This is a genomic window from Thermococcus litoralis DSM 5473 (assembly GCF_000246985.2).
Taxonomy (GTDB): domain Archaea; phylum Methanobacteriota_B; class Thermococci; order Thermococcales; family Thermococcaceae; genus Thermococcus_A; species Thermococcus_A litoralis.
The window spans coordinates 294,432-318,576 of sequence record NC_022084.1 but is presented as its reverse complement, the minus strand read 5'-3'; the positions used below and the strand labels follow the sequence as shown (position 1 = coordinate 318,576).

Genomic DNA, 24,145 nt, shown 5'->3' with positions numbered 1-24,145 from the left:
TTCTAAAAAATGGTTGATATGCGACACAAGAACCACGAAGGGTTTATAATGTTCTTTAATAGAATACTATAGGAGGGTGTAACTATGCATATGTATTTTATTGAAAACCCTGACTTTCCAGCAAAAGAAATAAATGATGCCAGTAAAAAAGAGAAAGGCCCCGGAAGACCCCCATATTGGGAAATGGTATTCTGGTGGACACGAAAACCTCTAATCGGTGCGAGAGGAGTAATCACCGGAGCCTTCCTCCCGTACAATACAGACCCCAAAAGATTCAAAACAGCCATAGGTCTCAATGAGAAGACTCCCCACCGTGTTAACCCGAAAATCCCACCAGAATGGGAGAAATACTTCAGAGGGAAAAAACTTCTCGACCCCTTCGCAGGTTTTGGATCAATTCCACTCGAAGGTCTGAGGCTTGGTCTCGACGTTACTGCCGTTGAACTATTACCAACAGCATACGTCTTTCTCAAAGCCGTCCTCGATTACCCCAAGAAGTTTAGAAAACCCCTCGTGAAGGATGTTGAAAAGTGGGGCAACTGGATTACCGAACAGTTGAAGAACGACCCTGAAATCAGGGAGCTTTACGATGATGACGTTGCCGTTTACATCGGCACGTGGGAAGCCAAGTGCCCTCACTGTGGAAGGTGGACTCCGATAATCGGCAACTACTGGCTGGCAAGAGTAAAAGACAGCAAGGGCAAGTACCAGCGTTTGGCATATATGAAGCCAAAGAAAAATGGAGATGAAATCGAGATTGAAATCATAGACTTGAACAAAATCGTGGGCGATGTCTCAAAAGCAAAAGTAAACACTAACACAGGCAAGATAATTTTTGAGGACGAGAAAACCGCGAAGGAAATTCAGCAAATGATCCAAAACGGGGAGCTTGATAGCGACATCGCTAGGGTTGAAGGTAACAGAGTGATCTTTGAGGTTCCAAAGCCGAACATTGAGGCAAAAAAGAACCAAATGGCATGTCTTTACTGTGGAAACCTTGTGAAATATGCCGATAGTGAGGGCAATCATTACCTTGCCAAGCCCAAGGGAGGGGACAAGAATGACTTTGACTTCTACGTAAAGTGGGCTTTGAGAAAATACCACGAGGGTGATGAGAGGTTCGCGAGGCAGAGAATCCTCGTTAGAGTGAAGGTAATAGATGGAGATTTAGTCTTTGAGCCTGCCACAGAAGAGGACAACGAGAAGCTCTTGAAGGCGAAGGAGAAGGTCAAAGAAATGCTCGAAAAGAAAGACCCTGACGTGCCGACTGAACCGATACCTCTTTACGAGAACCGTCGTATTACTCCAATACTCAGTGCAGAAAAATGGTATCAGTTCTTCAACCCCCGCCAGCTCTTGACGCTGATAAAAATTGTAAAACTCATCCGCGAGGTCGGGAAGCGCGTTGAGGAAGAGAAGCTCAAGGAAGGCTGGGATAAAGAGAAAGCCTTCGAGTACGCGGAGGCCGTGGCGACGTATTTGAGCATAGCAATGTTGAAGTATGCATACTACAATTCAATTGTTACTCGCTGGGATTCAACTTGGTGGAAAATTGGGGAGACGATGTCAACACGTGGAATTGCAATGAACTGGAACTGGACGGAAAGTCCTTGGTTCGGTAATTTTGGAGGGATAATCAAAACGTTCCCTGCGATTCTGAGAGGTCTTGAATATCTCACTTCTACCCTCTCTTCATCCCAAAGAACCCTTGCGGACTTCGCGGGCAACTCCATCAGAGTTCTCCAGGGCGACGCGACCTCGCTCAACCTCGGCGAGAAGTTCGACGTCATCGTAACGGATCCACCCTACGCCGACGATGTCCCCTACACTGAACTGAGCGACTTTTACTACGTGTGGCTGAAGAGGGCTTTGAGCGACGTTGAGAACGGCAAGCTAGTCCCGAGGTTCCACAAGAAAGCGTTCTTCAAGGAGATAAAGATCGGGGGCAAGAGTATCTTTAGAGAAATTCCTACTCAGTGGCAAGAATTCGCAAAGAAGGAAGTCTCAACGAACCCGGGGAGATTCATGGATCAAGAAAACAAGAAGGAAGTGGCGGAGAAGCACTTTGAAGATCTCTTTAGCCAAGCCTTTGTCTCAATGAAAAAGCACCTGAAAGAGGATGGGCTGATCGTTACGTATTATGCCCACACCGACCCGGCTTCGTGGGCGAACCTTTTAGAGGCTGGGTGGAAGAGGGCTGGGCTCCAGATAACGAGGGCGATTCCATTAACGACAGAGTCAGAGACTAATATAGTCAGCAGGGGCAAGCTATCTCTAGATACCTCAATCGTCGCAGTATGGAAAAATGTTGAACGGAAGGAGAGGGAAATCTCAATCAGGGATCTTCTCCAAAAGATGAGGGTGAAAGGAGAGGAGACCGCGAGAGTGCTAATCGATCACGGTTATCAAGAGCTTGATTTGTTGTATGGAACAATGGCCGGTATCCTTGAAGAAGTCACGAAGTACGAGGAAGTCTATGGGTCCACTGGCAGCATATCTACAAAAGAGCTCCTAGAAAAGTACGTGTACCCATCGACAATTTTGAGCATAATAAACGCTATTGCAACGGGTGAATCTGGAAGGAGTGTTTCATCGAATTATGGTGTATTCTACACTGCGTACAAGATACTCTTTGGTAGCAGGAGTTTGAGCCCCAATGACATCGTGCTACTGAGGCTTGCAACGGGTGTTGATATAGACAAGATTACAGCATCACAGAAGAAGAAAGGGCTTGCGGTATTAAAAGAGACCGGTAGTTCCGACAAGAAAGAATTTACACTCTACACGGTTGATTTGATAGCCAAAAAGAATGAACTGCCCAAACCATATGATATTCAAGCCCTTCTCTCCGAGCGGGGAATCAATATGAAAGACCCCAAGATCAGGACGTCAGTAGATGCATTGCACTTGCTCGAGTACTACGCATACATCCTGCCAAAAGAGGAGTTCAGCCGGATCCTTGAAGAATTGAAGTCCAAAGCCCCAGCCGAAGTTGAGGAAGCCATTAACATGGCATTCTTGATACACAGGTATTACAGGAGAGTGCTCGGGGGCGACGTTAGGGAATATGAAAGAGAATTGAAGGACAAAGGACTGTTGGAGCTTTATTTAATTAATAGGCTCGTGGGTATTTTATCGGGGGGTGTTGTTGTATGACCAAGTTGGGGCAGTTTCTTGAAGTTAGAGAGGACGTTATGGATGAGAGTCTTGACGGCCAAGTTGCTCCCGAAATCGGCGACGTTGTGACTGGGCAGTCTCCATACATTTACTCAGACCCAGTAGAGTTCTTTAGAAGGACGTACTTCACAGACTCGATGCTCGACATTTTCGAGAGGCTGCTTGATACTTTCGAGGGCAAGTCCAAACAGAATGTGTATCTTGTTTATTCTCTCTTTGGTGGTGGTAAAACCCACACATTGCTGGCACTCTACCACGCGTTTAGAAATCCTGAGGCACTACTAGACGATGAAGTTCTGGCAGGTTATCCCGAGGAGAAGGTGCAGAGAATAAAGGCAATCGCTGAGAGGCTCGAGAATGCCAGCGTCGAGATTGTCGTAATCTATGGAAAAGAGAACATTGGACAGCCAAGCAATCCTCTCGATTTTGGGGCATACAAGGTTCAGACGGTGTGGGGATACCTTGGCCACGTTCTTGGCAAGTATTATTTAGTTAGGGCCGACGATGATAACTTGACAGTCCCTGCTGTGAGCACGATTAGAAAGCTCTTTGAGGACAAAAAAGTCCTCCTATTAGTGGATGAGATCGCCCACCACTTCAGCCATTTAAAGAACAGCGACAACGAGAGAGATAGGAGATATGCCAAGAATGGAGCAATGTTTTTTGATGTCTTGGCGACTGCGATTTATGGGAGCAACACAGCCCTTGTGGTGACTCTACCGGTCAGTGAAAGCCTGAAAGTTGAAAAAGAGTATGATAACGAAGTTGTAATTTCACTCTGGCAAGGATTATCAAGGTCCGCGGGGCACGCAACGTTCTCTCCCCTTCGTACCGAAGGCCCAGCTGGCGGAGAAATTGCCGAAGTTCTGAAAAAGAAGATATTCAAAACTATAAAAGGAAAGGATGAAGTAATCTCGATTTACAGGGATGTTTATACGTCCAACGAGGAAGTTTTTGGAATGGCTTCAGATGTTATTAATGATATTCAGAATACGTATCCATTCCATCCGGAGTACATCTCGGTTTTGAGAACCATCATTGAGAGGGTTGGCTTGCAAAAGACGAGGGATATGGTCAGAATAACTAGAATTGTGGTTAGGAATTTAGTGAGGCAATACGAAGAGACAGGCTTTGCACCTTCCTTGATAATGCCCTACCACATTCCTCTCAAGGACAACCGCATTAGGGGTTCATTTTTCGCAAGAAAGTCTGATGTTGAAATAGACTTTAGCAGTTATGGAGTTGTTGTTGACCAAGACCTCGCGGATTCTAACTTTGGAAAAGAGTTGAAGGGGGAGCTTGGGAAGATAATAGTCACATACATATTCTTGAAGACATTCCCCTATGACCAACCAACTCCGCTTCCAGTGTTCCCAACAAGACAGACAATCGCAAAGGCGGTATATGAGCACAACCTGTTCGAAAAAGAAGGATGGCTTCCAACTGATATTGCAGATGTGGTTGGCCTGTTAACAAAAGCCGGAAAGTTTATTTACCTAAACACTAGCGATGATGGTCGTTTCTGGTTTTGGCGCATAGCTAACGTGCGGGAAATGATTAACTCAAAGAAAAAAGAAATACTTGAATCGCGTAAAGGAGAAGTTCTCGCAAGACTTGAGGATTACATAGAGAAAATGGTGTTCAAGGGCAGTGTAACAGGTAGAAAGAGAAGTGATCATAAAATACCTTTCTTTAGTGAGAAAAACATTATAGTTACCAGGGAAGTGCAGGAGGAGTTGGTGGACTCGGAGGATTACAAGCTCCTAATACTGTTAAAAGAGGAAAACTTTGTGAGCAAGGATGTTCTGAGGAATATCCTGTACAAGTCAGGCACGGGAACAAAAACGTACAAGAACACGACCGTGGTTGCATATATGAAAAATGGCTCTCTTGAGAAGCTCATGGACTATACTGCAGAAATTATCGCTTGTGATGAGGTCAAAGAGGAAATTAAAGTCAAATATGGAAATTATGGAAGGGATCCTCTTGAAAGAAAGCAGATCATAGAAGTACAAACAAGCATAGCAAGGAGGACTCAAGAAACCGCCCTAGGGAATTTAGAAGAATCTTCAGTAGAGGCTTTTGGCGTTGTTGCATATCCGGAGGACGATGATGTTTCAACAACCAACGCATCCCCAGCATCGAAGTCAATCGTGCAAAACGTGTACGACGCACTTGTTCAGGCTAGAAAGATTGAGACGGATATTAATTTCGATGGGCTTTCAAGATATCTAAAAGACAAAGCCAACATAAACCTCGAAAGAAGGAGAATTCTTTTTGAAGAACTGAGAAGGATAATTAAATCCAACACAAGGCTCCCAATGGTGGAGGATTCGAAGCTGAAAGACGCAATAAAAGATGGAGTAGTGAACCTAAAAATCGGTATCAAGAGGGGAGACAGGGTAATATTCAAGAGAATTTACAATGAACGCCCGCCATTACACGAGGAGAGGGGCGAAATCGATTCCATCAGAGATGGTGATCTAATTATTCCAGCTCGCGAGGCGCTTGAAGAGCAAATAAATAGCATCCTACCTGAAGAAAAGGAAGAAGTACGTGGCAACAAACTCATTAAAGTATGGTTTGAAGTGTATGAAACGCCCACTTCAGAACCACGATTGCTCAGAGATTTAGTTGAGAAAGAAGGGGAGAGATATAGGATCAAAGAGGACAATTATGAGTCGCTGCTTTACGGATATATTGTGAGGAAATATGAGGAGATACTCATCGAGGAGGAGAGAGACTTTTTGGTAAAACTATATCCAAAGTCAGTTGAAGGAAAACCGGGAAGCCTGGCAGAAATTAGAGTAGAAGTAACCCCATTGACGGGCGGAGAAGAGTTTGAGGTTGAATTAGAAGTTGAAGAGGGAGAACTTGAATCCACAGGTGGTAAAGTGCCGTTTAGCACAACATGGACGCTCGAAATTCCAAAAGAGAAGAGGCGTTATAGAATAACCGTGAGGGCGGATGGGCTTTCAAAGTCCGATGAAGTCACCCTGATCCCAAGAACCGACGTGGTTGAGGTTCCTGAGATAACAAAAGAACACATTGGAAGCAAGCTGCTTGAGATAAAGAATATATCAACGCTTGAAGACTTTGAAAGGATCCCAGAAACATTAGAAGGAATCGCAACGGGACACGTTGAAATCGCAGAACCGTATGAGTATGAGGCTACATTTAGAAATCTCGACGTAGCTTTGCTCAGAGAGCTCATCAAGCCCGTGAAAGACTTCAAACCACTTCTCAACCTTGAAGTTAGCACAAAAATTGACATCGAACCATTGGAGGAGATCACTATTGACGAGTGGTGGGTTGAAGCACTACGGCCGCTGGCAAGAAAAGCCATTTTCAAGATCAAAAAGGAGGGATGAAGCATGGAGGAGCTCAAGAACAAGTACATGATAAAAATAAAGTATGCAAGGCCCGTGCAAACCCCAGTAAAGCGCGAACACAAGCTCGCGGAGTTTATCCCCATAGTACCGCTGAGGACCTCAAAGGGCGTCGAGTACGTGAAGGCAAAATCGGAAGGAGTCGCCAGAATATTTTTACCCGAGTTCATAGAGTTCGCAAAGAGACTCGGCTTTGAAGTAAAGGGCAAAAAGAGACTAACACTAGTCGGGCAAGACGATTACGCATACCTCAGACTATACCTGTATGCTATGGGCATGCAGGTGCTCAGAAAACCCTCAGAATGGGCCAGATTGGAAGATCATGTTTTGCAGATGGAGCCAATTGCACTACGCTACTGGGCAGCCACTTTCAAGAATGCTTGGTGGGAGCATGAGGATAGAAGGAAACTATTGCACCTGGCTCGGCTATTCCTTGAAGTTGAAGGGGTGATACAGAAGTGAGCGAGGAAACAAAGAACGCATTGCTTCGAGAAGTTGTATTAGGGACCCCTCCTCTTTTCTTCTATTCCCTGAATAGGTATCCAGGCGTGGAAATCAAGCCCTTCTTGCACCAGATACACCTTCTTTATCATGCGGTCATGACTAGACCCGTGAGGCTTTTGATTGGAGATGAAATTGGTTTGGGGAAAACAATAGAAGCCTTGGCAATCGCGAGATACCTTGAACTGAGAGGCGAGGTTAAAAGAATACTTGTTTTAGTGCCCAAGATTCTTTTGAAGCAGTGGGAGTCTGAAGTTAAAAGAGTGGGTGGAATTCCACGGGTTGTAAAGAGCGGTGCAGACCTTGAGAGAGAGTTGCGCTTCTCAAATGGAAAATACATTATAATCTCAATAGACCTCGCTAAAAGAACTGAACACGCTAGAAAAATACTTGACGTGGACTGGGATCTCGTGATTGTAGATGAGGCTCATAACGTAACCCTTGGCACGCAAAGGTATGAACTCGTGAGAAAACTCGCGGAGAAAAAAGAGAGACACCTACTATTGCTATCCGCAACACCCCACCGCGGGGATCCAAAAGACTATCTTGCGAGACTTCGCTTGATCGATCCAACCCTCGTTGAAGACTACGGAAAACTTCACAAGCCCGGGTTCTATAAAAGAACCCACGATACAATCCTGTTTAGGAGGACAAAGAGGATAGTTAACAATCTAGAAGGCAAAGAAATTTTCAAAGGCTGCGAGTTCAGGGCAGTAGTCGTGGATGTTGACCCTGAAGAGAAGGAATACTATGAAAAACTCGAAGGCGTTTTGGAAGAAATGGTTAGGGATTCAGAAAAATACTCAGTGCAAGCCCTCTTGGCTGTTCTTTTGAGGAAAAGGGCTTCTTCGAGTATCCAAGCAGCATTGAAGACTTTAACAAAAATCGTGGGAACTGCAAGCGAGCCCCCAAGGTACTCGCAAGATGAAATTAACAATTATCTGAGCAAACTTTTTGCCATGAGTTTTGATGAGATCGAGCTCGAAGAATATGAGGACGAAATTGACAACATTGTTTATTCGATCCTCGAGAAATATTCGGGGGCACTGAGTACAAGTCAAAGGAAAAGCCTGGAAGAGATAATCAGACTGGGCTACAAGGTCTCTGGGAAAGATAGCAAAGTCAAAGCCCTAGCAAATATAATTGCCACTCACTTGAAAAATGGAGAGAAGGTTGTAGTATTTACCGAATATGTTGATACTCTTGAACACTTGAAGGAGGCATTGCCAAAATACCTTCGTGAGAACGGGATTTATTTGAGGGACGACGAGATTCTCACGATTTCTGGAAAGGACAAAGGAGACTTTTCAGAGATTAATGAGAGGCTAAAAAGGGATGCGATGGTTTTAATTTCTACTGATGTGGCAAGTGAGGGTTTGAACCTCCAAGTGGCAAGTGTTGTTATAAACTATGAGGCTCCGTGGAGTCCAATTAAACTTGAACAACGAATTGGAAGAGTCTGGCGTTTAGGACAGGAAAGAGAAACTACGGCGTATATTATGTTCCTATCAACAAGCGGGGATCGAGATGTTTTACAGAACTTGTATTCAAAAATAATGAATATTCAAGAGGGCACTGGTGCTATATTTGACACTCTACAATTTGAAGAGTATGTTTACCTAGTGGATGAAAAAGGGAAGAAAGTTTCAGAGTATGATCTAATCTACGCATCTCTAAAGAAGCAGTTGGGTAGCTATACGGAGGCACTAGTTAGGACTATAGCTAGTTTGAAAAATGCACTAGAGCGAAACCAAGTATTTCCAACAGCAAAATCCGAGGAAATTCGCCAAGAGCTTTCAAAGCTACTCTTTGACGAGAAATATTTGAAACAAGACAAGATCGAGGAGCTCGCAAAAAAGTATGAAAACATTTTGAGGATTATATTTGTGGACAAAGGAGGAGTAATCCCTCCGAGATTGTTTATAGCCTCTGACGTTCCACAACGGGAGTACTTGTACTTCGTAGCCTTGAGGGATACAAGTGGAAATGTGTTGTACAGGTTTCCAGTAATAGTGAGTATCGAGAATGGAAAGCCCGTAGTAAAGAAAAAGGGCTTTGAAGTCTTTAAATACCTGATGGAATTGTTCTCCGGAGAAGTCCTCCCTGCTCCTAAACCGAGGCAGAAAGAATTGCCCTTCGGCATGGAGGGGCTTGTGAAGAAAATTGGGAGGGAGACATTCTACTCTACCATAGTCAGAAAATACTTGGAGTCATATGAAAGCCAGTTGGGTTCTTTAAAACAGGGGCGGCTCTTTAGAGAGGTTTACGTTGATGTGGAACTTGGCACTGTTTTGGAATATGTTCCTCGCGAAGAGTTTAACCTCTACAAGGTTGTGCCTGTCGGGTTGTTAGACATTCTGGGTTTGGATAAAGAAAAAATAGCTGCCCCGAGGGACAAGGACTTGCTGGTACTTGAGAGGAATTTTGTGCCCACGGAGGAGATATTCAGAATGGAGAAGAAGGCTATGGATATTGTAATGAACCTTGAGGCTGAGAGGCTCGCGAGGAAGTTCGGTGCTGATAGCAGGGGCAAATTGTGGGATGTTGAGGATGTTTCCTTGAGGGAGCATTATGATGTTTATGTTTGGTGGACTGAGAATGGTGTCCGGAAGGAGAAGTACATTGAAGTGAAGGGGCATGGTCCTCTGATACTATTTGCTGAGTTGACCGAAAAGGAAAAGGAGTTTGCAGAACAACACAAAGAGGATTATGTCCTTTATCTCGTTGCTAACATCAAGACAAAGCCCGTGATTTTGAGAATTCACAATCTTTTCGATGGGGCGGAGAGAAGAGTATTCCTCTTGAAAGATGGTCTTGAAGTAGACATCACTACTCGGGTAGATTTCAAGGTAGATGAAAAGCGGAGGTATGTTATTGGCGTTTCCATGTGATGGGGGCGGGAGATGCCAAGCGCTAAAAAAGAAAATATCGTGCAACGTCTCGAAGAATTGCTTGTGAATTTCGAGGTTGTTTATAAAAATTTTCTAAAAAACAAGGACAAACTAGAATTGTACGGCCAAGTTCCTATTACAGTTGCTCTCTCCGAGCCTGTAGAGGAGTTCATTCATTATCTCTGTGCTAATTTACAGAATAGTGGGATCGACTGCCCAAAGTCTGCATTAATCGAAAAGATTCTTGTATATGTTCTCTCTAATCCAGAACGATTAGCTGAAGTATTAGCATCTCTACTTCCTGATGATTTCCAAGTTTAAAGAGCAAGAGAATATCCTTTATCTAAATCTTGGAATTGATAATTGATGTATAAATCCAGCTAGGATCTTTTAAATGCAAGATCTAGGGACCATAACTGTTCAGATGTAAAAGATACTCAAAACAATATCCTTGCCATCTTGTTGAACTTCTATCTTTGTAATCTTTTTTGTATTCTCACAGAACTCATTTAGTATTTTGTTTTTAAAAGCACGTGCCATTGAATACTCTACAATTTCATCTTTTTCATATTTCAAAGCCATATCTTTTAGTCGAATTGACTTGATTTTCTCGACCTTGTTTGATGTTGTTGTTTCTTCAATACCTAGTTCTTCTGGTAGTTTTCTATTGAGAGAGTTCACATCTACCGTGGGAATATTGAGATTTTTGACTTTTTTCTGGTCTACTTTTTCTATTTTTATTTTACCCTTCTGATAAACTGCTTTCAGAATTGTAACCTCTAGTGCCTTTTTATTTAATCTTGACTTCCAATAATGTATCCATTGGTCTAATGAAGTTATTGGCAATTTTTGATCCAGTACATAGATTTTATCCCTAATTTTTATTCCAGTCGCAACGTGATTAGGGATTTCAATAAAGTATATTTCGTTTTCAGGGTAGAGATTAAATAATAACGCAGCTGTTAATTTTGCATAGTCCCTACACACCGCGAGGCGATAACTCAAAATTTTTTCTACTGGTAAACTCGTTTCAAAAGTATCGCTCAATTTGAAATGAGGAGAGTAGTATTTTATTGTCCGGTATTTTACCCACAAATAAATAATAGGGGAAATTAGCCCTCCTAAAATTACAGCCAACACAATTATTTGACCAAGAGAAACTATCTGTATGCTAACTAGTGGATTGGTAATATAAATGGACCATAGAACGAAAAGAAGCCAACTCAGCAAGATAATTTGTGGTAAAAGATATAAATATATGTTTCCGGCATAGAGAATCACAACAATTACCAGTATCAGAATACCTTTAATTTGCAGCTCTAATTTCGGTATGAATAGAATTAGCATTATTGCTATTATCCAAAACAATGCATGCAAGTATCCTCGCTCGTCCCAGTACCTAATATTACGCTCTTGCCATTCGAGGATATTTGTGAGTGTCTTTACATCAGAATCCTCTTTTAAAATGTAGGAAAGTTCTTTGATGTCTTTGCGCTCTATATCTTTTTCTGAAGGCAAATATTGTCTTTTATCCAAAGTTCTAATCGTGTGCATTATTCTCGGGAACATGATTCTCATCCCGGTGGGTATTTTGTTCTATAGGCTTCTCGATGAGCTACCTCTGGTATAGGAATAAATAATATGGACACTACTATGCTAAAGAAGAAATTAACGAAAGCAACAAGGATTTTTGGATTGTCCAACTCCATAGCCCATCCAAAATAATTTTAGTTGCTAATTTAATAAAACTCTTTTCCACTATGTTGCCAGTTTGAGAAGTAATGTTTCCTCAATATTCTTCGTTGTTATTATCAGTTATTATTATGTTATCAGTTTATATTATCGGCTGTGTATGTGATTGTATTTATGTATCTATTTTTATCTTCAGAAGCTGACTCGAGCAATACTAGTAATGGCAATATTGTCGAATAAATTTTTTCTTCATATCTTGGTACAACATTTAGTTCATACGAAAAGCTATTATACTAAAACGCGACAAAGATATTGTACGTAGGGGTGTTCTAAAATGGCCTCGGACATTCTATTTGATAAAGGATATTGGATAGAGAGAGCAAGACACAGAGAAGAAGTATTTCAAAATTTAGAAAGATTCCTACAGAAAAGAAATAAAACTGCTTTAGAGTCCCTATTGAGGTCTTTATGGGCTTCAGAAGCTATCAGTTCAATAGACAAAGCAATTGACAGAAGGATTATAAACCGAGGATTTACTGTTGGGGATATTGCAGAAAAACTCGAAGTAGTAAAGAAGGATCCAGAAAAGTTGGTAGAAGAAAAGATCCCGGGGTTTGGACCAGCGAGTATTACTGAGATTTTGTTCTGTATTGACCCAGAGAGATTTGCAGTATTTAACAAGAGAGCAAATGTTGGATTGAAAAAATTTGGTCATGGTGATTTTGAAAGAAATGTATTTACAAGGGATTTGTACAAAAAGTTTACGATGGCTATTGAACAGGTTGTTCAGGATTTCGAACTCGTGAAAGAGAATATTGAGGAAAAGGTAGGCATTTCTATTCCGAAATTTGATTTTATTGATGGTGTGTTCAATTTACTATACGAAGGCAAGTTGAGTATAGATGAGTTTAATGAACTAAAACAACAATTGGCAATTGGAAATATGCGTAAATGGGTTTCAAATAATGGGATATATGAGGTTATTCAAAAAGTTGCACAACAGTACATTTATCAGCTCGAGAAGGGAGATTCCAAAGAGAACGCAATAGAAAAGGCTGTGTACTATGGGGTAGGGATGATAGATTCTTTCAAAGAATTTCATGATCCAAAAAAGAAACATTCGCTCGTAATTACATTAGAGACAATAGCAGAGTTAACGAGAGGCATAGCAAATTTGCTGAGAGAACGTTCTTGACTTTTCTTTTTTGTTTAATGAGATCAGGATAATAAAGAGGGGAGTTAGAGAATTGTGAAGTTGTAAATGGAGGAGATAATGTATGTCTCCTAATACGTATTTGAATACGTATTCTGTACAAAAGCGTGCATCAAAGAAGAAGGTAACGCTTTCAGTCAGAGCGGATTTGGTGGGGTTCGCGAAGAGAGAAGGCATCAACATGTCTCAATTGCTTGAGGAGGCTCTTTTAAATCTCTATTTTCAGAAAAGTCTGTTTCTGGGGCCGGGGCCGGGATTTGAACCCGGGCTAGGGGATCCACAGTCCCCTGTGCTAACCAGGCTACACCACCCCGGCCATGTCCACTTTAGCTATCTGGGATATCTTTATAAACTTTTCGCCAAAATATGGTCAAAAAGTGCTAAGAATGGATTAATGACCAATTAGCCGTCTTAGAAAAAGTTTGCTGGAGAGAATTGTCTTCAGAGGTGAGCTGGAGATGAGAGCAAAAAGAGAAGCCTTGAAGACACTCTTTACCGCAATAAAAGAGTGTAAGGTAGATAGTGATATAATTGACCTTCTTTTGCTTATCAACTCAATAAAAGGAGTTTACACAACGAGCTCATGTTCCGGGAGGGTGGGAATAATCGAAGAGCCCAAAATAGGGGCTAAACCTTTATCAAGATGGCTCATTAAGAAACACTTCCCAATAACGTTTGAAGAGGCAAAAAATAGCTTGAAAGCTGCACAAAAAGGAGTAATATTCCTTAAAGCCCAGCCTCCAATTTTTCACATAGTTGGAGAAAATGTAGAAATCGGAAAAAAGCTTCACGAAATCGGTCTTTCTTCGGGCTTTAAGTACACCACTTTCAAAGCTCTGAGCAAAGAACGAGTATTAGTAGAGATAAATAGTACCGAATACTTAACCGTTCCACTCGGCGGGGATGGGAGAATATTAATAAGCGACGAATACCTTGAGTTTTCAATTAACCTGGCAAATGAGATGCTTAAGCGAAGCAAATCAAGGCTACCACGACTTGAGAAGAACTTTAAAAAACTGAAAGAGGAGCTTGGGGAAGACGAGCTTTTCTACGAGCTCAATCCTCCCATGGCTCGGTATATTTGAGTGCCCATCCGAATTCTTCTTTTAGTATGTCTATTGCCGCATATGGAGGGATAACAGACTTTTCGGTAATTATAACGTCTATGTACTCTGGTGGTGTGACATCAAAGGCAGGGTTCTTAACAACAATGTTTTTAGGCCATGTGTCGAGCTCTTCTTTCGGAACAACCTCATAAGGATCTCTCTCCTCTATTTCAACTAGCTGTCCCAAGAGTGTCTCTGGATGGAACTTATACGTTTCTGCGGCTATCATGACCCATACCCTATGTTCTTTTGCCGTTAAAGCTACCAGAGCAGTTCCTACTTTGTTGATAACGGCACCGTTAGCTGTTATTGAATCTGCACCCATAACCACCTTGTCGGTCATTTTCATGTAATGCCTCGCTGCGCCATCAACGACGTAGATAACAGGGATTCCCGCTTCAGCAAGCTCCTTAGCGGTAATTTTTCCTTGATATCTTGGCCTTGTTTCAGTGACAATGACCTTGATATCCTTCCCTTCTTCCCATGCTTTTTTCATAACCCCAACAGCAGCCTTCGAGTGGCAGTGAGTCATTATAATGTCTCCATCTTCAATTCTCTTTGCACCAAACTCGGCTATTCTTTTAACGGCGTTTTCTGAGTTGTGTATGAACTCTTTTGCTGAATTGATCACTATGAACTTGAGCTCTTCTAAATCTGCACCGCTGTTGTATGCTACCTTTGTGCGATATGTGACGTATCTGAGGGCATTTGGAAGAGAAACGGCAGTGGGTCTTGTGTGGTATAAAATTCTCGCTGCTTCTTTAATTTCCTCCCAGAGTTCATCTACAGTCTTTGCTTTGCTGTTTTCAGCTTGTAATTGTAGAGCATATGCAGCGGATCTTGCTATTTTTCCTGCTCCCCTTATTTCCATCGTCTTTATCTTCTCCGCTATCTCTAAAACCTCTTTTATTACGGGCATTTCAATCCCCCCATTATGATCTTAATTCCTCAGATGGGTTTATATAGCTCACTCCTATTGCTTCAATTTCTGTTCGTTAATGTTTTTATATGTTCCTTGATGTACATAAAATTATCACGTTTCAAATCTTTACAAACATAAAGGGTATTTCCGACCAACGCCGAAAGGTTTATATTTAATTGCCACAAAACTATCAATGCATAAAACAGGGTACGTGTTCACTTTAGTACATTAAATAAACTGTACGGAGGAAGATTAAGATGGAGCTTGAGAAAAGGCTTAAGGAGAAATTGGAGGCACCAACTTTGGATTATGAAAAATACTTCTCGGAAAAGGCTCTTGGGATGAAGGCTTCAGAAATTAGGGAGCTTTTAAAGCTCGTTGAGACTTCGGATGTGATCTCACTTGCTGGCGGTCTTCCAGCGCCTGAAACCTTCCCAGTGGAGATAATTGGGGAAATCACTAAGGAGGTTCTTGAAAAGCACGCAGCTCAGGCACTTCAATATGGAACCACTAAAGGTTTTACTCCTTTGAGGCTTGCATTGGCCGAATGGATGAGAGAGAGATACGATATCCCTATCTCCAAAGTAGATATTATGACAACAAGTGGCTCACAGCAAGCTCTTGACCTAATCGGTAGGGTCTTCATAAATCCTGGGGATATTATTGTAGTTGAAGCTCCAACTTACCTTGCCGCCCTTCAAGCTTTCAAGTACTATGAGCCCGAATTTGTTCAGATACCTCTTGACGACGAGGGAATGAACGTTGATCTTCTTGAGGAAAAATTACAGGAGCTGGAAAAAGAAGGGAAGAAAGTGAAGATAGTTTACACAATTCCAACTTTCCAAAACCCAGCGGGCGTAACAATGAATGAAAAGAGAAGAAAAAGGCTCCTCGAACTTGCAAGTCAATATGACTTTATAATAGTTGAAGACAATCCCTATGGGGAGCTCCGCTACTCTGGTGAGCCGGTAAAGCCCATTAAGGCATGGGATGAAGAGGGCAGGGTTATATATCTCGGAACGTTCTCCAAGATACTTGCCCCAGGATTTAGAATTGGATGGATAGCTGCAGAGCCTCATTTCATAAGAAAACTTGAGATAGCCAAGCAGAGCGTTGATCTCTGTACAAACACCTTCAGCCAGGTTATAGCGTGGAAGTACGTAGAGGGAGGATATTTAGATAAGCACATACCGAAGATAATTGAATTCTACAAACCAAGGAGAGATGCAATGCTAAAAGCCTTGGAAGAGTTCATGCCAGATGGCGTTAAGTGGACAAAGCCAGAGGGTGGAATGTTCGTTTGGGCGACCCTCCCTGAGGGGATTGATACAAAACTTATGCTTGAGAAGGCCGTTGCAAAAGGCGTCGCGTATGTTCCGGGAGAGGCTTTCTTTGCCCACAGGGATGTTAAGAACACAATGAGGCTTAACTTCACCTATGTTCCAGAGGAGAAGATTAGAGAAGGTATAAAAAGGCTTGCCGAGACAATAAAGGAGGAAATGAAGAAATAGCAAAGGTTATTAATGAAAAGTTCCAATTACCTCTGCCCGGGGAGCACCGCCGAAGGCGGAGTCGATGAACTCGGGCGGGTTATTACCCCCTTTCTATAAGGCAATTGCCGAAAAACTTATAACAACTTAATGTGAGGAATTAATTATGTTGGAGAAAGAGAAGGAAGCTCTGGCAAAAAGAATTGCTGGGGAAATAACCCTATCTTCAGATCCCGGAAAGACCATGAGAAAGTGGAGAGAAATATTTGGCATAAGTCAGACTGAACTTGCCGAGTTTCTTGGTGTATCTTCTTCGGTGATCAGCGATTATGAGGGTGGTAGAAGAAAAAGCCCTGGTGCTTCCACGATTAGGAAATTCGTTGAGGCCCTCCTAGAAATAGATGAGAAGAGAGGAGGGAATGTCATAAGGGCTTTTAGCAGGACTATAGGTAGTGATCTCCCCACAAATGCTATCCTCGACATAAGGGAGTTTGCCTTTCCCGTTACAGTTGCCGATATAGTTACTGCGGTAAAGGGAGAGATTGCTGCAAATGAAGATCTTCTTGGAAGGAAAATTTATGGTTATACCGTTATAGACAGCATACAAGCCATTTTAGAAATGAGCAGTGATGAGTTTTTGAAGCTCTACGGGTGGACCACTGAAAGAGCGTTAGTCTTCACCAAAGTGACCACGGGAAGGAGTCCAATGATCGCCATAAGAGTCCAGGGATTAAAACCAGCGGTAGTTGTCCTCCATGGGGTTAAAAGACTTGATGAACTCGCTGTAAAAATAGCGGAGAGGGAGAGAGTCCCTCTGGTTATATCAAAAGCTAAAGACGAAAACGAGCTGATTGTAAGCTTAAGGGCTCTAGTAGAAAAAGCTGAAAAAATTTAAAGATTTTCTCTCCTCCAAACACCTTCTTCGGCTAGTTTCTCTAGTCTAGACTTCATATGAATTAAAACGTCACTGAGTATCTTCCCGTTGTCGTATTCCGCCACTATCTTTTCGAGTTCCTTCCTAGGGAGTTCTCTCATTTCCTTGGCCAGCTCGATCATTCTTGGGTATGCCCTTACTATGTTGTCAACTATAGTGATGTCCGCCATTCTTGCACTCCGTGAGAGAGGATTCAAATCAACTGTTATAACGAACTTGCCCATCTTTACGAGTGCTTCCGTTCTGTCTCCATCCTCCAATGGTACAACGACAACGTCTGCCTTCCATATGCCATTCTCATCAACTTTGCCCCTTTCGCTTTCTAGGTTTGGAATTCTTTTGGTTGGGTTTATGCCGAGAAGCTCAATTTCCGGGTCGTATTTTTTGAGCTCTTCCGCTATTGCCCTAACCCTTTCCTCTGTCCGGTAGAAGAGGTTTATCTCAAGTTTTGCATTGAGGGCCTTTGCAAGCTCTATTGTTTCCTTTGGAACCAGCGCTGCCACGTTTCCATTTACTGAAAGTACCGGATGCTCAGCTAGGAGGAGTTTTGCAATTGCGGCTTTCATGGCTTTTTCTGCTGGTTCGATGGTGGTTTCTCCGATAAGGTAATCAAAAGCTTCTCCCCTTCCATGGGCAATTAACCCCGCCGTAGCCAAAATGCCCTTTTCAAGAGCTTCCTCCAGTTTATGCCTGTAATAAAGGCTCCAATACCTAGGATGTGATTTAGGCACAAAAAATTTTGCCATTTTTATCACCGAAGGGATATAAGGGAGAGAAAATAAAAGTCTTTTCTTATCTCTTCAAGTACCTCTGGAGGAGTGGAGCCAGTGTGAAAAGCACAATTACTAAAATTGCCTTCTTCTGTCCCCCAAGAAGACTTTCATAAAACCTGAGAATTCCTCGCCCCTAAAGTCCTCGTAGAGCTTTTGAGTTTCTTCCTCGCTTAGCCACTCCATATCATCGGGAATGCCTTCAAAGAAATCGTAGTAAATCTCATTACCTTTCCTCACCACATTTATGGTGTAAATTTTCTTCTTAAGTTCTTGGGCGATTTTTATTTCCCGGCTAACGAGAGAAGTGAATTTACCAACTATCCCAATAGCAACAAATATCTCTGCATCTTTTATCATGTGGTGTGTGGGCTTTAGCCCATAATCTGAAGGAAGTATAAAGTTGTTCGAATTAAGCTTCTCCTCAATAACCCTCAGCAGCGCCCTTTCGGTTTGGGTATGGTAAATAATCGTAGGCTCGCTCACATATATCAAGGCACCATATTTCCTCTTCTTCTTGAAAAATTTGAACATTTTCTACACCTCAGGTGGGGATAAAACTTCGTCACCATTCGGCTGGGATGACACTCATCATCGGTTGTTCTTATTTTTGAGTTTTAGCGTGATCTTAAAAACTCTTCCCTTTGTGTCCCTAACATAGCAAAACTTTTTATTTCGATCTCGGCAATTTTGTCTTAGACTGGGGGTGAGAGAATGAAATTCTGTCCAAAATGTGGGAGCATAATGCTGCCAGATAAGAAGAAGGGAGTCTTTGTGTGCAGGAAATGTGGATATGAGGAACCTCTTGATCCAGAGACGGCAAACAGATACAAAATAACCCAAAAGGTCAAGCACGAGAGAGAAGACATCCCCGTTATTGAGCAGGACATAGCTACACTTCCAAAAGTAAAGATAACCTGTCCAAAGTGTGGCAACGATGAGGCCTACTGGTGGGAAATGCAGACAAGGGCTGGAGATGAGCCTTCAACGATCTTCTACCGCTGTACAAAGTGTGGCTACACATGGAGAAGCTATGAATAGCGGTGAAATTCATGGAGAGACTTGAAATAGAAGTGCTTAAACGCCTTGTAGAAAAAGCTTTAAAGGAGTTGGACGAAGCATATAGAAGGATACCCGATGTGAACAATGGAAAAACTTATTTATGGAGAGGTAAAGAAAGGATAAGGTTGATGGCTAAAATTCTCAACGATATGGAGGGATAAAGATGCCGTTCGAGATAGTTTTTGATGGGGCAAAGGATTTTGCAAGCTTGATTGACACGGCAAGTAATTTAATCGATGAGGCGGCCTTCAAGGTTACAGAGGAAGGCATATCAATGAGGGCCATGGATCCAAGCAGGGTTGTTTTGATTGACCTCAACCTCCCCGCCGGGATCTTCAGCAAATATGACGTTGAAGGAGAAGAAACCATCGGCGTTAACATGGATCACTTCAAGAAAATCCTCAAGAGAGGAAAGAGCAAAGACATCCTTGTCCTTAGGAAGGGAGAAGAAAACTTCCTTGAGGTAACCCTTGAGGGAACTGCAAAAAGGACATTCAGACTTCCCCTCATTGAAGTTGAGGAGCTTGAGCTTGAGCTCCCCGAATTACCTTTCACTGTAAAAGCAGTCGTTCTCGGTGAGGTTCTTAAGGAGGCAGTTAAAGATGCCTCCCTTGTTAGTGACTCCATAAAGTTTATTGCCAAAGAGAATGAGTTCATTATGAGGGCAGAAGGGGAGACTCAAGAGGTCGAGATAAGGCTCACGCTTGAAGACGAAGGCTTACTCGACCTTGAAGTTGAAGAAGAAACTAGGAGCGCCTATGGTGTCAGCTACCTCGCGGATATGGTGAAAGGAATCGGAAAAGCTGACGAAGTCGTTCTCAGATTCGGAAACGAAATGCCCCTCCAGATGGACTATCCAATTAGGGACGAGGGAAGGCTTACGTTCTTGCTTGCTCCGAGAGTTGAGGAGTGACCTCCTCATACTATTTTTTAGGTGGTTAAATTGGATCTCGCAAAGCTCAGGGAACTTCTGGAGATGGAATTATCTTCAAACGAATTAACTTCCTTAGATGAAGAGTTTTACAAAGAGTTCGACAGCCTTGTAAAGGCATTAAAGCTTAGGGCAGAGTCTTCCAAGGAGAGGGGAGAAGAAATCGAGGAAAGATTGTATCTTGCAGAGATGAATGTTGCGGAAAAGCTTATCAAGGAAATACTTCGCATAAGGCTTCATAAAATAGTGGACATGGTCTTTGAAGGAAGACCACATAACCTTGTTGGTGAAGAAAGGAAGATCTTCTCCATTCTTTTGGCGTTTGTGAACAGGGAGCATATCCCCATGGAAGACATTGAAATAGTTGAAGAAGAAGTCGAAGAAAAAATTCCAGAGAGTGGAAAACAGATTTGGGAGGCTTACCTTATTCTCGAAGATATTCCAAAGGTCATGGACGAACGCTTGAGGGAATATGGACCCTTCAAGGCAGGAGATCTAGTTACTCTTCCGAGAACCCTTGGGCATGTTCTAGTTCAGAGAGAAGCGGCTAGAAGGGTGAGCATTTCCCATTAGGTGTTTCCAATGTTCAGCGTTTGTATGAGGGACTGCTACGACACCTGTGCAATTATAAGCGAGCTTAGAGATGGAAAGCTTTTTGTTAAGGGGAATCCGGATCATCCAATAACGAGGGGCTTTTTGTGTCCGAAGGGCGCTCTTCTGCCAAAGTGGTTCCACAGCGAAGAGCGGTTAAAAAAGCCGCTAATGAGGGAAATGCTGAAGGATAAATTCAAAGAGGTAGAATGGGACGAAGCTATCAAAGCTGTTGCAGACAAGTTGAAGGAAACAATAGAAAACTATGGAAGCGAAAGTGTTCTTGTTTATAACTATGCCGGCGATAGAGGGGTTGTTAATTATGCCTTCCCGTTGAGGCTTTTCCATTATCTTAACACTGCAATGCTCGATTATGGAATATGCGATAGAGCCGGTCAAGAGGCTTTAAAAGACGTCTATGGGACTGCTGTGGGGATGGACCCAGAAGATCTCAAGAACCAAAAGCTTATCGTGTACTGGGGGATAAATGCGTTTTGGACGAATCTCCATGGATTCATGTTTGCGAAAAAATACAACCTCGAAAAATGGGTTGTTGATGTCGTTAAAACAGAGACTGCAAAAAAGAGCGAAAAGTTTTTCCAGATAAGGCCCAACACAGATGCTCTGTTTGCCTTGGGAATTGCAAAGGTAATCGTTGAAAACGAACTCTACGATAAGGACTTCGTAAGAGAAAACGTATACGGGTTTGAAGAGTTTACGGAATATCTCAAAAAGATAAACTTAGACTTTGTAAGCGAGGAAACCGGAATTGGAAGGAAGAGAATAGAGGAGTTTGCTTTCGAGTATTCCGAGAAGAGGGGAGTTATCCACATCGGATATGGTTTTCAACGTTCCCTCAATGGCGGGGAGGCCGTGAGGGCTGTTTCTATTCTCCCAGCTCTTGTGGGACATAAGTTTGGCTTTATCTACGATATGAAAACAATCGATAAAAGCTATGCGGAGGGAGCTTTTCTAAGAACAAAACCGGTCAAAAGAGTACCCCAGATGAAGCTTGCCGAATACATAGAGAATGGTGAGATTAAGTTCCTCTACATATACAACGCTAATCCTCTGGCTTCGCTTCCGAATCAGAACAGATTAAGAAGTGCCATAATAGAGAACGATGTGTTTGTCGTGACTCATGACATCTTTTTAACTGATACAGCCCTTTATTCTCATGTGGTTTTACCTGCGAACACGTTCTTTGAGAGGTTTGATATTGCGGATTCCTATTATCACCGCTATGTTGCATTAAACGAGCCCGTGACGAGGCTCTATGGGAAGAGCAACAGTGAAGTAACTAGAATGCTCGCTAAAGCCATGGGTATAGAGAATCCCTACCTTTATGAAAGCGATGAAGAGGTTGTGAGAAAGGTCTTGGAGATGAACGGTTTAAGCTTGAAGGAGCTCAAAAAGAAAGGCTTTGTAAAAGTTGAAGCAAAGGAAAGAAAATATGGCACCCCAAGTGGGAAGATAGAGTTCTACTCTCAGAGGGCTCTTAAGCGGGGTCTTTCACCTTTCCCCGAGTATAAACCGCTGAAAGGGAAAGGGCTCCAGCTTTTGAGTCCAACGTGGAAGCTGACAATCACAAGCCAGTATCACAACACCTACAACATAATTGACCCTCACCTCTACATTAACCCCAGGGATGCTAAGGTGAGAGGTATCAAGGAGAACGATGAAGTGGAGGTTTTCAACGAATACGGAAAAATAAAAACGGTGGCGAAGATTAGTGAAGACGTTCCCGAAGGAGTCGTGATTCTCTATAAGGCATTCTGGGTTCGACTGCTCGGCTGGAATGTGAACTTCCTTACAAGCGATGAGACCGTGGAGAAATATGGAAACGCCTCAGCTTTCCATTCAACCTGGGTAGAGGTGAAAAAGGTTTAACCAAATTTGTCCAAAAATGTTTTTATGTATTCTCTCCAATTCTTAAGTGGTGAGGAAAAATGAAAGTTTATAGAAAGGATAGGGAGTATCCTCAAGAATACAAAGAAGTTCTCGAGGAGTTAAGCACTGTTATTGATCCAATAAGCACGATGAATATACTCGATGCCGGTCTTTTAGCTGGACTTGACGTTAGTGATAACACCCTCAAGATATGGCTAGCTGTGGAGAGCAACGCCTACTACAACATGATTGGGGGCGCTGCAATAGCTCATTCAAAGATAATTGGTGATATAATGGAACGCTTTGCCCTTGTGAAGTTTCCAAGGGTTTACATATATGACATGAAAAACAACCTTCTTGCAAAATTTGAGAAGAAGTGAGGAAGATGGGATTTCTAGATTTCCTTAAAGAAAAACCTAGGGGGACCCTAAAGGAGCTTCCTCCTGAGGTTAAAGATGTTGTGGAGGAGCTTAGAAAAGTTAGAGACCCGGAAACGGAACTTAATATAGTGGATGAAGGTTTAGTGTATGGCTTAACTGTGGAGAATGAAAAGGTTATGGTATGGCTTTTCCTAGCTAGAACTACTCCCGAGTGTCATTTTTGTCAGGCGATTGCCATGAACGTGCAGAAGAGGATTATTAAAGACATCATTGAAGTATTAAGGGAAAAAGGTTTTAGGAGCGTTAAGGTGTATAATGAAATTGGACTTTTACTTGAGGAATGGAGGGATAAAAATGAGGGTTAAGGCGTTTAATGATCTAAAAAGAATTGGAGATGACAAGGTTACAGCCATTGGAATGGGTACATGGGGGGTAGGAGGCTGGGAGAGTCCGGACTACTCAAGAGATAAAGAGCACATAGAGGCTCTTAGATACGGGCTTGAACTCGGAATGAACCTCATAGACACGGCGGAATTCTACGCCTCTGGCCACAGCGAAGAGCTCGTTGGGAAAGCCATAGAGGGATTTGAAAGAGAAGATATTTTCATAGTGAGCAAAATCTGGCCTACCCATTTTGGATACGAGAGTGCCAAAAAAGCAGCAAGGGTAAGTGCAAAGAGACTGGGCACTTACATAGACCTCTATCTCCTTCACTGGCCTACTGAAGACTTTAGGAAAATAGAAGAAACCCTTCATGCCCTGGAGGAGCTTGTAGATGAAGGTCTCATCAGATACATTGGCGTTAGCAACTTCGATCTTGAACTTCTCAAGAGGAGTCAGGAGGTTATGAGGAAATACGAAATTGTGGTAAATCAAGTAAAATACTCTCTAAAAGACCGAAGACCAGAAGAGAGCGGCTTGCTGGAATACATGAAGAGAGAGGGCATCACGTTGATGGCATACACCCCATTGGAAAAGGGAACCCTAGCCAGAAACGAGTGTTTGGCAGAGATAGGGAAAAAATACAACAAAACCGCCGCTCAAGTTGCATTAAACTGGCTCATATGGAAGGAAAACGTTGTCGCAATTCCAAAAGCGGCAAACAAGGAACACATTAAGGAGAACTTCGGTGCAATGGGCTGGAGATTGAGCAAAGAGGATTACGAAAAAGCCCTCGAATGCGTCCGATAATTTTATTAATATTTA

General features: G+C 42.5%; 21 protein-coding genes, 1 tRNA gene and 1 pseudogene. 18 read left to right on the top strand and 5 right to left on the bottom strand.

The window, feature by feature from the left end; genetic code table 11:
* Positions 1-84 precede the first annotated feature (84 nt).
* The 5 genes from OCC_RS01670 to OCC_RS01650 are packed head-to-tail and all read left to right on the top strand — an operon-like array spanning position 85 to position 10,279.
* Complete coding sequence (locus tag OCC_RS01670) at positions 85-3,156, top strand: DUF1156 domain-containing protein (protein WP_004069027.1); 3,072 nt, start codon at positions 85-87, stop codon at positions 3,154-3,156.
* Positions 3,153-6,548, top strand: a complete 3,396-nt coding sequence (locus tag OCC_RS01665) for a DUF499 domain-containing protein (RefSeq protein ID WP_004069029.1) — start codon at positions 3,153-3,155, stop codon at positions 6,546-6,548. The genes OCC_RS01670 and OCC_RS01665 overlap by 4 nt, the downstream gene beginning before the upstream one ends.
* 3 nt (positions 6,549-6,551) lie before the next feature.
* Complete coding sequence (locus tag OCC_RS01660; protein WP_004069032.1) at positions 6,552-7,028, top strand: hypothetical protein; 477 nt, start codon at positions 6,552-6,554, stop codon at positions 7,026-7,028.
* Positions 7,025-9,958: a helicase-related protein gene (locus tag OCC_RS01655; RefSeq protein ID WP_004069041.1), complete on the top strand. Its 2,934-nt coding sequence runs from the start codon at positions 7,025-7,027 to the stop codon at positions 9,956-9,958. Before OCC_RS01660 ends, OCC_RS01655 begins: the two co-directional genes overlap by 4 nt.
* Positions 9,959-9,970: 12 nt before the next feature.
* Positions 9,971-10,279 (top strand): hypothetical protein, encoded by a 309-nt coding sequence (locus OCC_RS01650; RefSeq protein WP_004069042.1) that lies wholly within the window; start codon positions 9,971-9,973, stop codon positions 10,277-10,279.
* Between the two features lie 99 nt (positions 10,280-10,378).
* On the opposite strand, the gene OCC_RS01645 is transcribed toward OCC_RS01650, so the two are convergent.
* Positions 10,379-11,527: a transglutaminase-like domain-containing protein gene (locus OCC_RS01645; RefSeq protein ID WP_004069043.1), complete on the bottom strand. Its 1,149-nt coding sequence runs from the start codon at positions 11,525-11,527 to the stop codon at positions 10,379-10,381.
* 457 nt (positions 11,528-11,984) lie between these two features.
* Here OCC_RS01645 and OCC_RS01640 point away from each other — a divergent pair, with 457 nt between their 5' ends.
* Both OCC_RS01640 and OCC_RS13130 read left to right on the top strand, forming a co-directional pair.
* Positions 11,985-12,845, top strand: a complete 861-nt coding sequence (locus OCC_RS01640; RefSeq protein WP_004069044.1) for a hypothetical protein — start codon at positions 11,985-11,987, stop codon at positions 12,843-12,845.
* An 82-nt stretch (positions 12,846-12,927) separates the two neighbouring features.
* Positions 12,928-13,062: pseudogene (locus OCC_RS13130) on the top strand (hypothetical protein); the annotation flags it as partial.
* Between the two features lie 40 nt (positions 13,063-13,102).
* Here OCC_RS13130 and OCC_RS01635 read toward each other — a convergent pair.
* Positions 13,103-13,179, bottom strand: a tRNA-His gene (locus tag OCC_RS01635).
* A gap of 142 nt (positions 13,180-13,321) precedes the next feature.
* Here OCC_RS01635 and taw3 point away from each other — a divergent pair.
* Positions 13,322-13,948 (top strand): tRNA(Phe) 7-((3-amino-3-carboxypropyl)-4-demethylwyosine(37)-N(4))-methyltransferase Taw3, encoded by a 627-nt coding sequence (taw3, locus tag OCC_RS01630; RefSeq protein WP_004069046.1) that lies wholly within the window; start codon positions 13,322-13,324, stop codon positions 13,946-13,948.
* On the opposite strand, the gene OCC_RS01625 is transcribed toward taw3, so the two are convergent.
* Complete coding sequence (locus OCC_RS01625; RefSeq protein WP_004069047.1) at positions 13,920-14,888, bottom strand: ribose 1,5-bisphosphate isomerase; 969 nt, start codon at positions 14,886-14,888, stop codon at positions 13,920-13,922. The two genes, taw3 and OCC_RS01625, sit on opposite strands and share 29 nt — an antisense overlap.
* Before the next feature lie 260 nt (positions 14,889-15,148).
* Between OCC_RS01625 and OCC_RS01620 the strand changes: the two genes are divergently transcribed.
* Both OCC_RS01620 and OCC_RS01615 read left to right on the top strand, forming a co-directional pair.
* Complete coding sequence (locus tag OCC_RS01620) at positions 15,149-16,402, top strand: aminotransferase-like domain-containing protein (protein WP_004069050.1); 1,254 nt, start codon at positions 15,149-15,151, stop codon at positions 16,400-16,402.
* A gap of 145 nt (positions 16,403-16,547) precedes the next feature.
* Positions 16,548-17,276: a helix-turn-helix domain-containing protein gene (locus OCC_RS01615; RefSeq protein WP_004069051.1), complete on the top strand. Its 729-nt coding sequence runs from the start codon at positions 16,548-16,550 to the stop codon at positions 17,274-17,276.
* Here OCC_RS01615 and OCC_RS01610 read toward each other — a convergent pair.
* Together OCC_RS01610 and OCC_RS01605 are read right to left on the bottom strand one after the other, a co-directional pair.
* Complete coding sequence (locus OCC_RS01610; RefSeq protein ID WP_004069054.1) at positions 17,273-18,061, bottom strand: 4-phosphopantoate--beta-alanine ligase; 789 nt, start codon at positions 18,059-18,061, stop codon at positions 17,273-17,275. The genes OCC_RS01615 and OCC_RS01610 overlap by 4 nt on opposite strands.
* Before the next feature lie 99 nt (positions 18,062-18,160).
* Positions 18,161-18,619: a hypothetical protein gene (locus OCC_RS01605; protein ID WP_004069055.1), complete on the bottom strand. Its 459-nt coding sequence runs from the start codon at positions 18,617-18,619 to the stop codon at positions 18,161-18,163.
* Positions 18,620-18,799: 180 nt separating this feature from the next.
* Between OCC_RS01605 and OCC_RS01600 the strand changes: the two genes are divergently transcribed.
* From OCC_RS01600 to OCC_RS01570, 8 genes are read left to right on the top strand one after another with little or no spacing between them, the layout of a single operon-like run.
* Positions 18,800-19,126, top strand: a complete 327-nt coding sequence (locus OCC_RS01600) for a transcription factor S (RefSeq protein WP_004069058.1) — start codon at positions 18,800-18,802, stop codon at positions 19,124-19,126.
* A gap of 11 nt (positions 19,127-19,137) precedes the next feature.
* Positions 19,138-19,308, top strand: a complete 171-nt coding sequence (locus OCC_RS12520) for a hypothetical protein (protein WP_004069060.1) — start codon at positions 19,138-19,140, stop codon at positions 19,306-19,308.
* A gap of 2 nt (positions 19,309-19,310) precedes the next feature.
* Complete coding sequence (locus OCC_RS01595; protein ID WP_004069063.1) at positions 19,311-20,060, top strand: DNA polymerase sliding clamp; 750 nt, start codon at positions 19,311-19,313, stop codon at positions 20,058-20,060.
* Between the two features lie 30 nt (positions 20,061-20,090).
* The gene (locus OCC_RS01590; RefSeq protein WP_004069065.1) at positions 20,091-20,651 is read left to right on the top strand and encodes a DNA replication complex subunit Gins51; all 561 of its coding nucleotides are present in this window, start codon (positions 20,091-20,093) and stop codon (positions 20,649-20,651) included.
* 9 nt (positions 20,652-20,660) lie between these two features.
* Positions 20,661-22,559, top strand: coding sequence for a molybdopterin-dependent oxidoreductase (locus tag OCC_RS01585; RefSeq protein WP_004069067.1), 1,899 nt, complete (start codon positions 20,661-20,663; stop codon positions 22,557-22,559).
* A 59-nt stretch (positions 22,560-22,618) separates the two neighbouring features.
* Positions 22,619-22,939, top strand: coding sequence for an iron-sulfur cluster assembly protein (locus tag OCC_RS01580; RefSeq protein ID WP_004069070.1), 321 nt, complete (start codon positions 22,619-22,621; stop codon positions 22,937-22,939).
* A gap of 5 nt (positions 22,940-22,944) precedes the next feature.
* Positions 22,945-23,304: an iron-sulfur cluster assembly protein gene (locus OCC_RS01575; RefSeq protein WP_004069071.1), complete on the top strand. Its 360-nt coding sequence runs from the start codon at positions 22,945-22,947 to the stop codon at positions 23,302-23,304.
* Positions 23,294-24,130 (top strand): aldo/keto reductase, encoded by an 837-nt coding sequence (locus OCC_RS01570; RefSeq protein WP_004069073.1) that lies wholly within the window; start codon positions 23,294-23,296, stop codon positions 24,128-24,130. The genes OCC_RS01575 and OCC_RS01570 overlap by 11 nt, the downstream gene beginning before the upstream one ends.
* Positions 24,131-24,145: the final 15 nt, after the last annotated feature.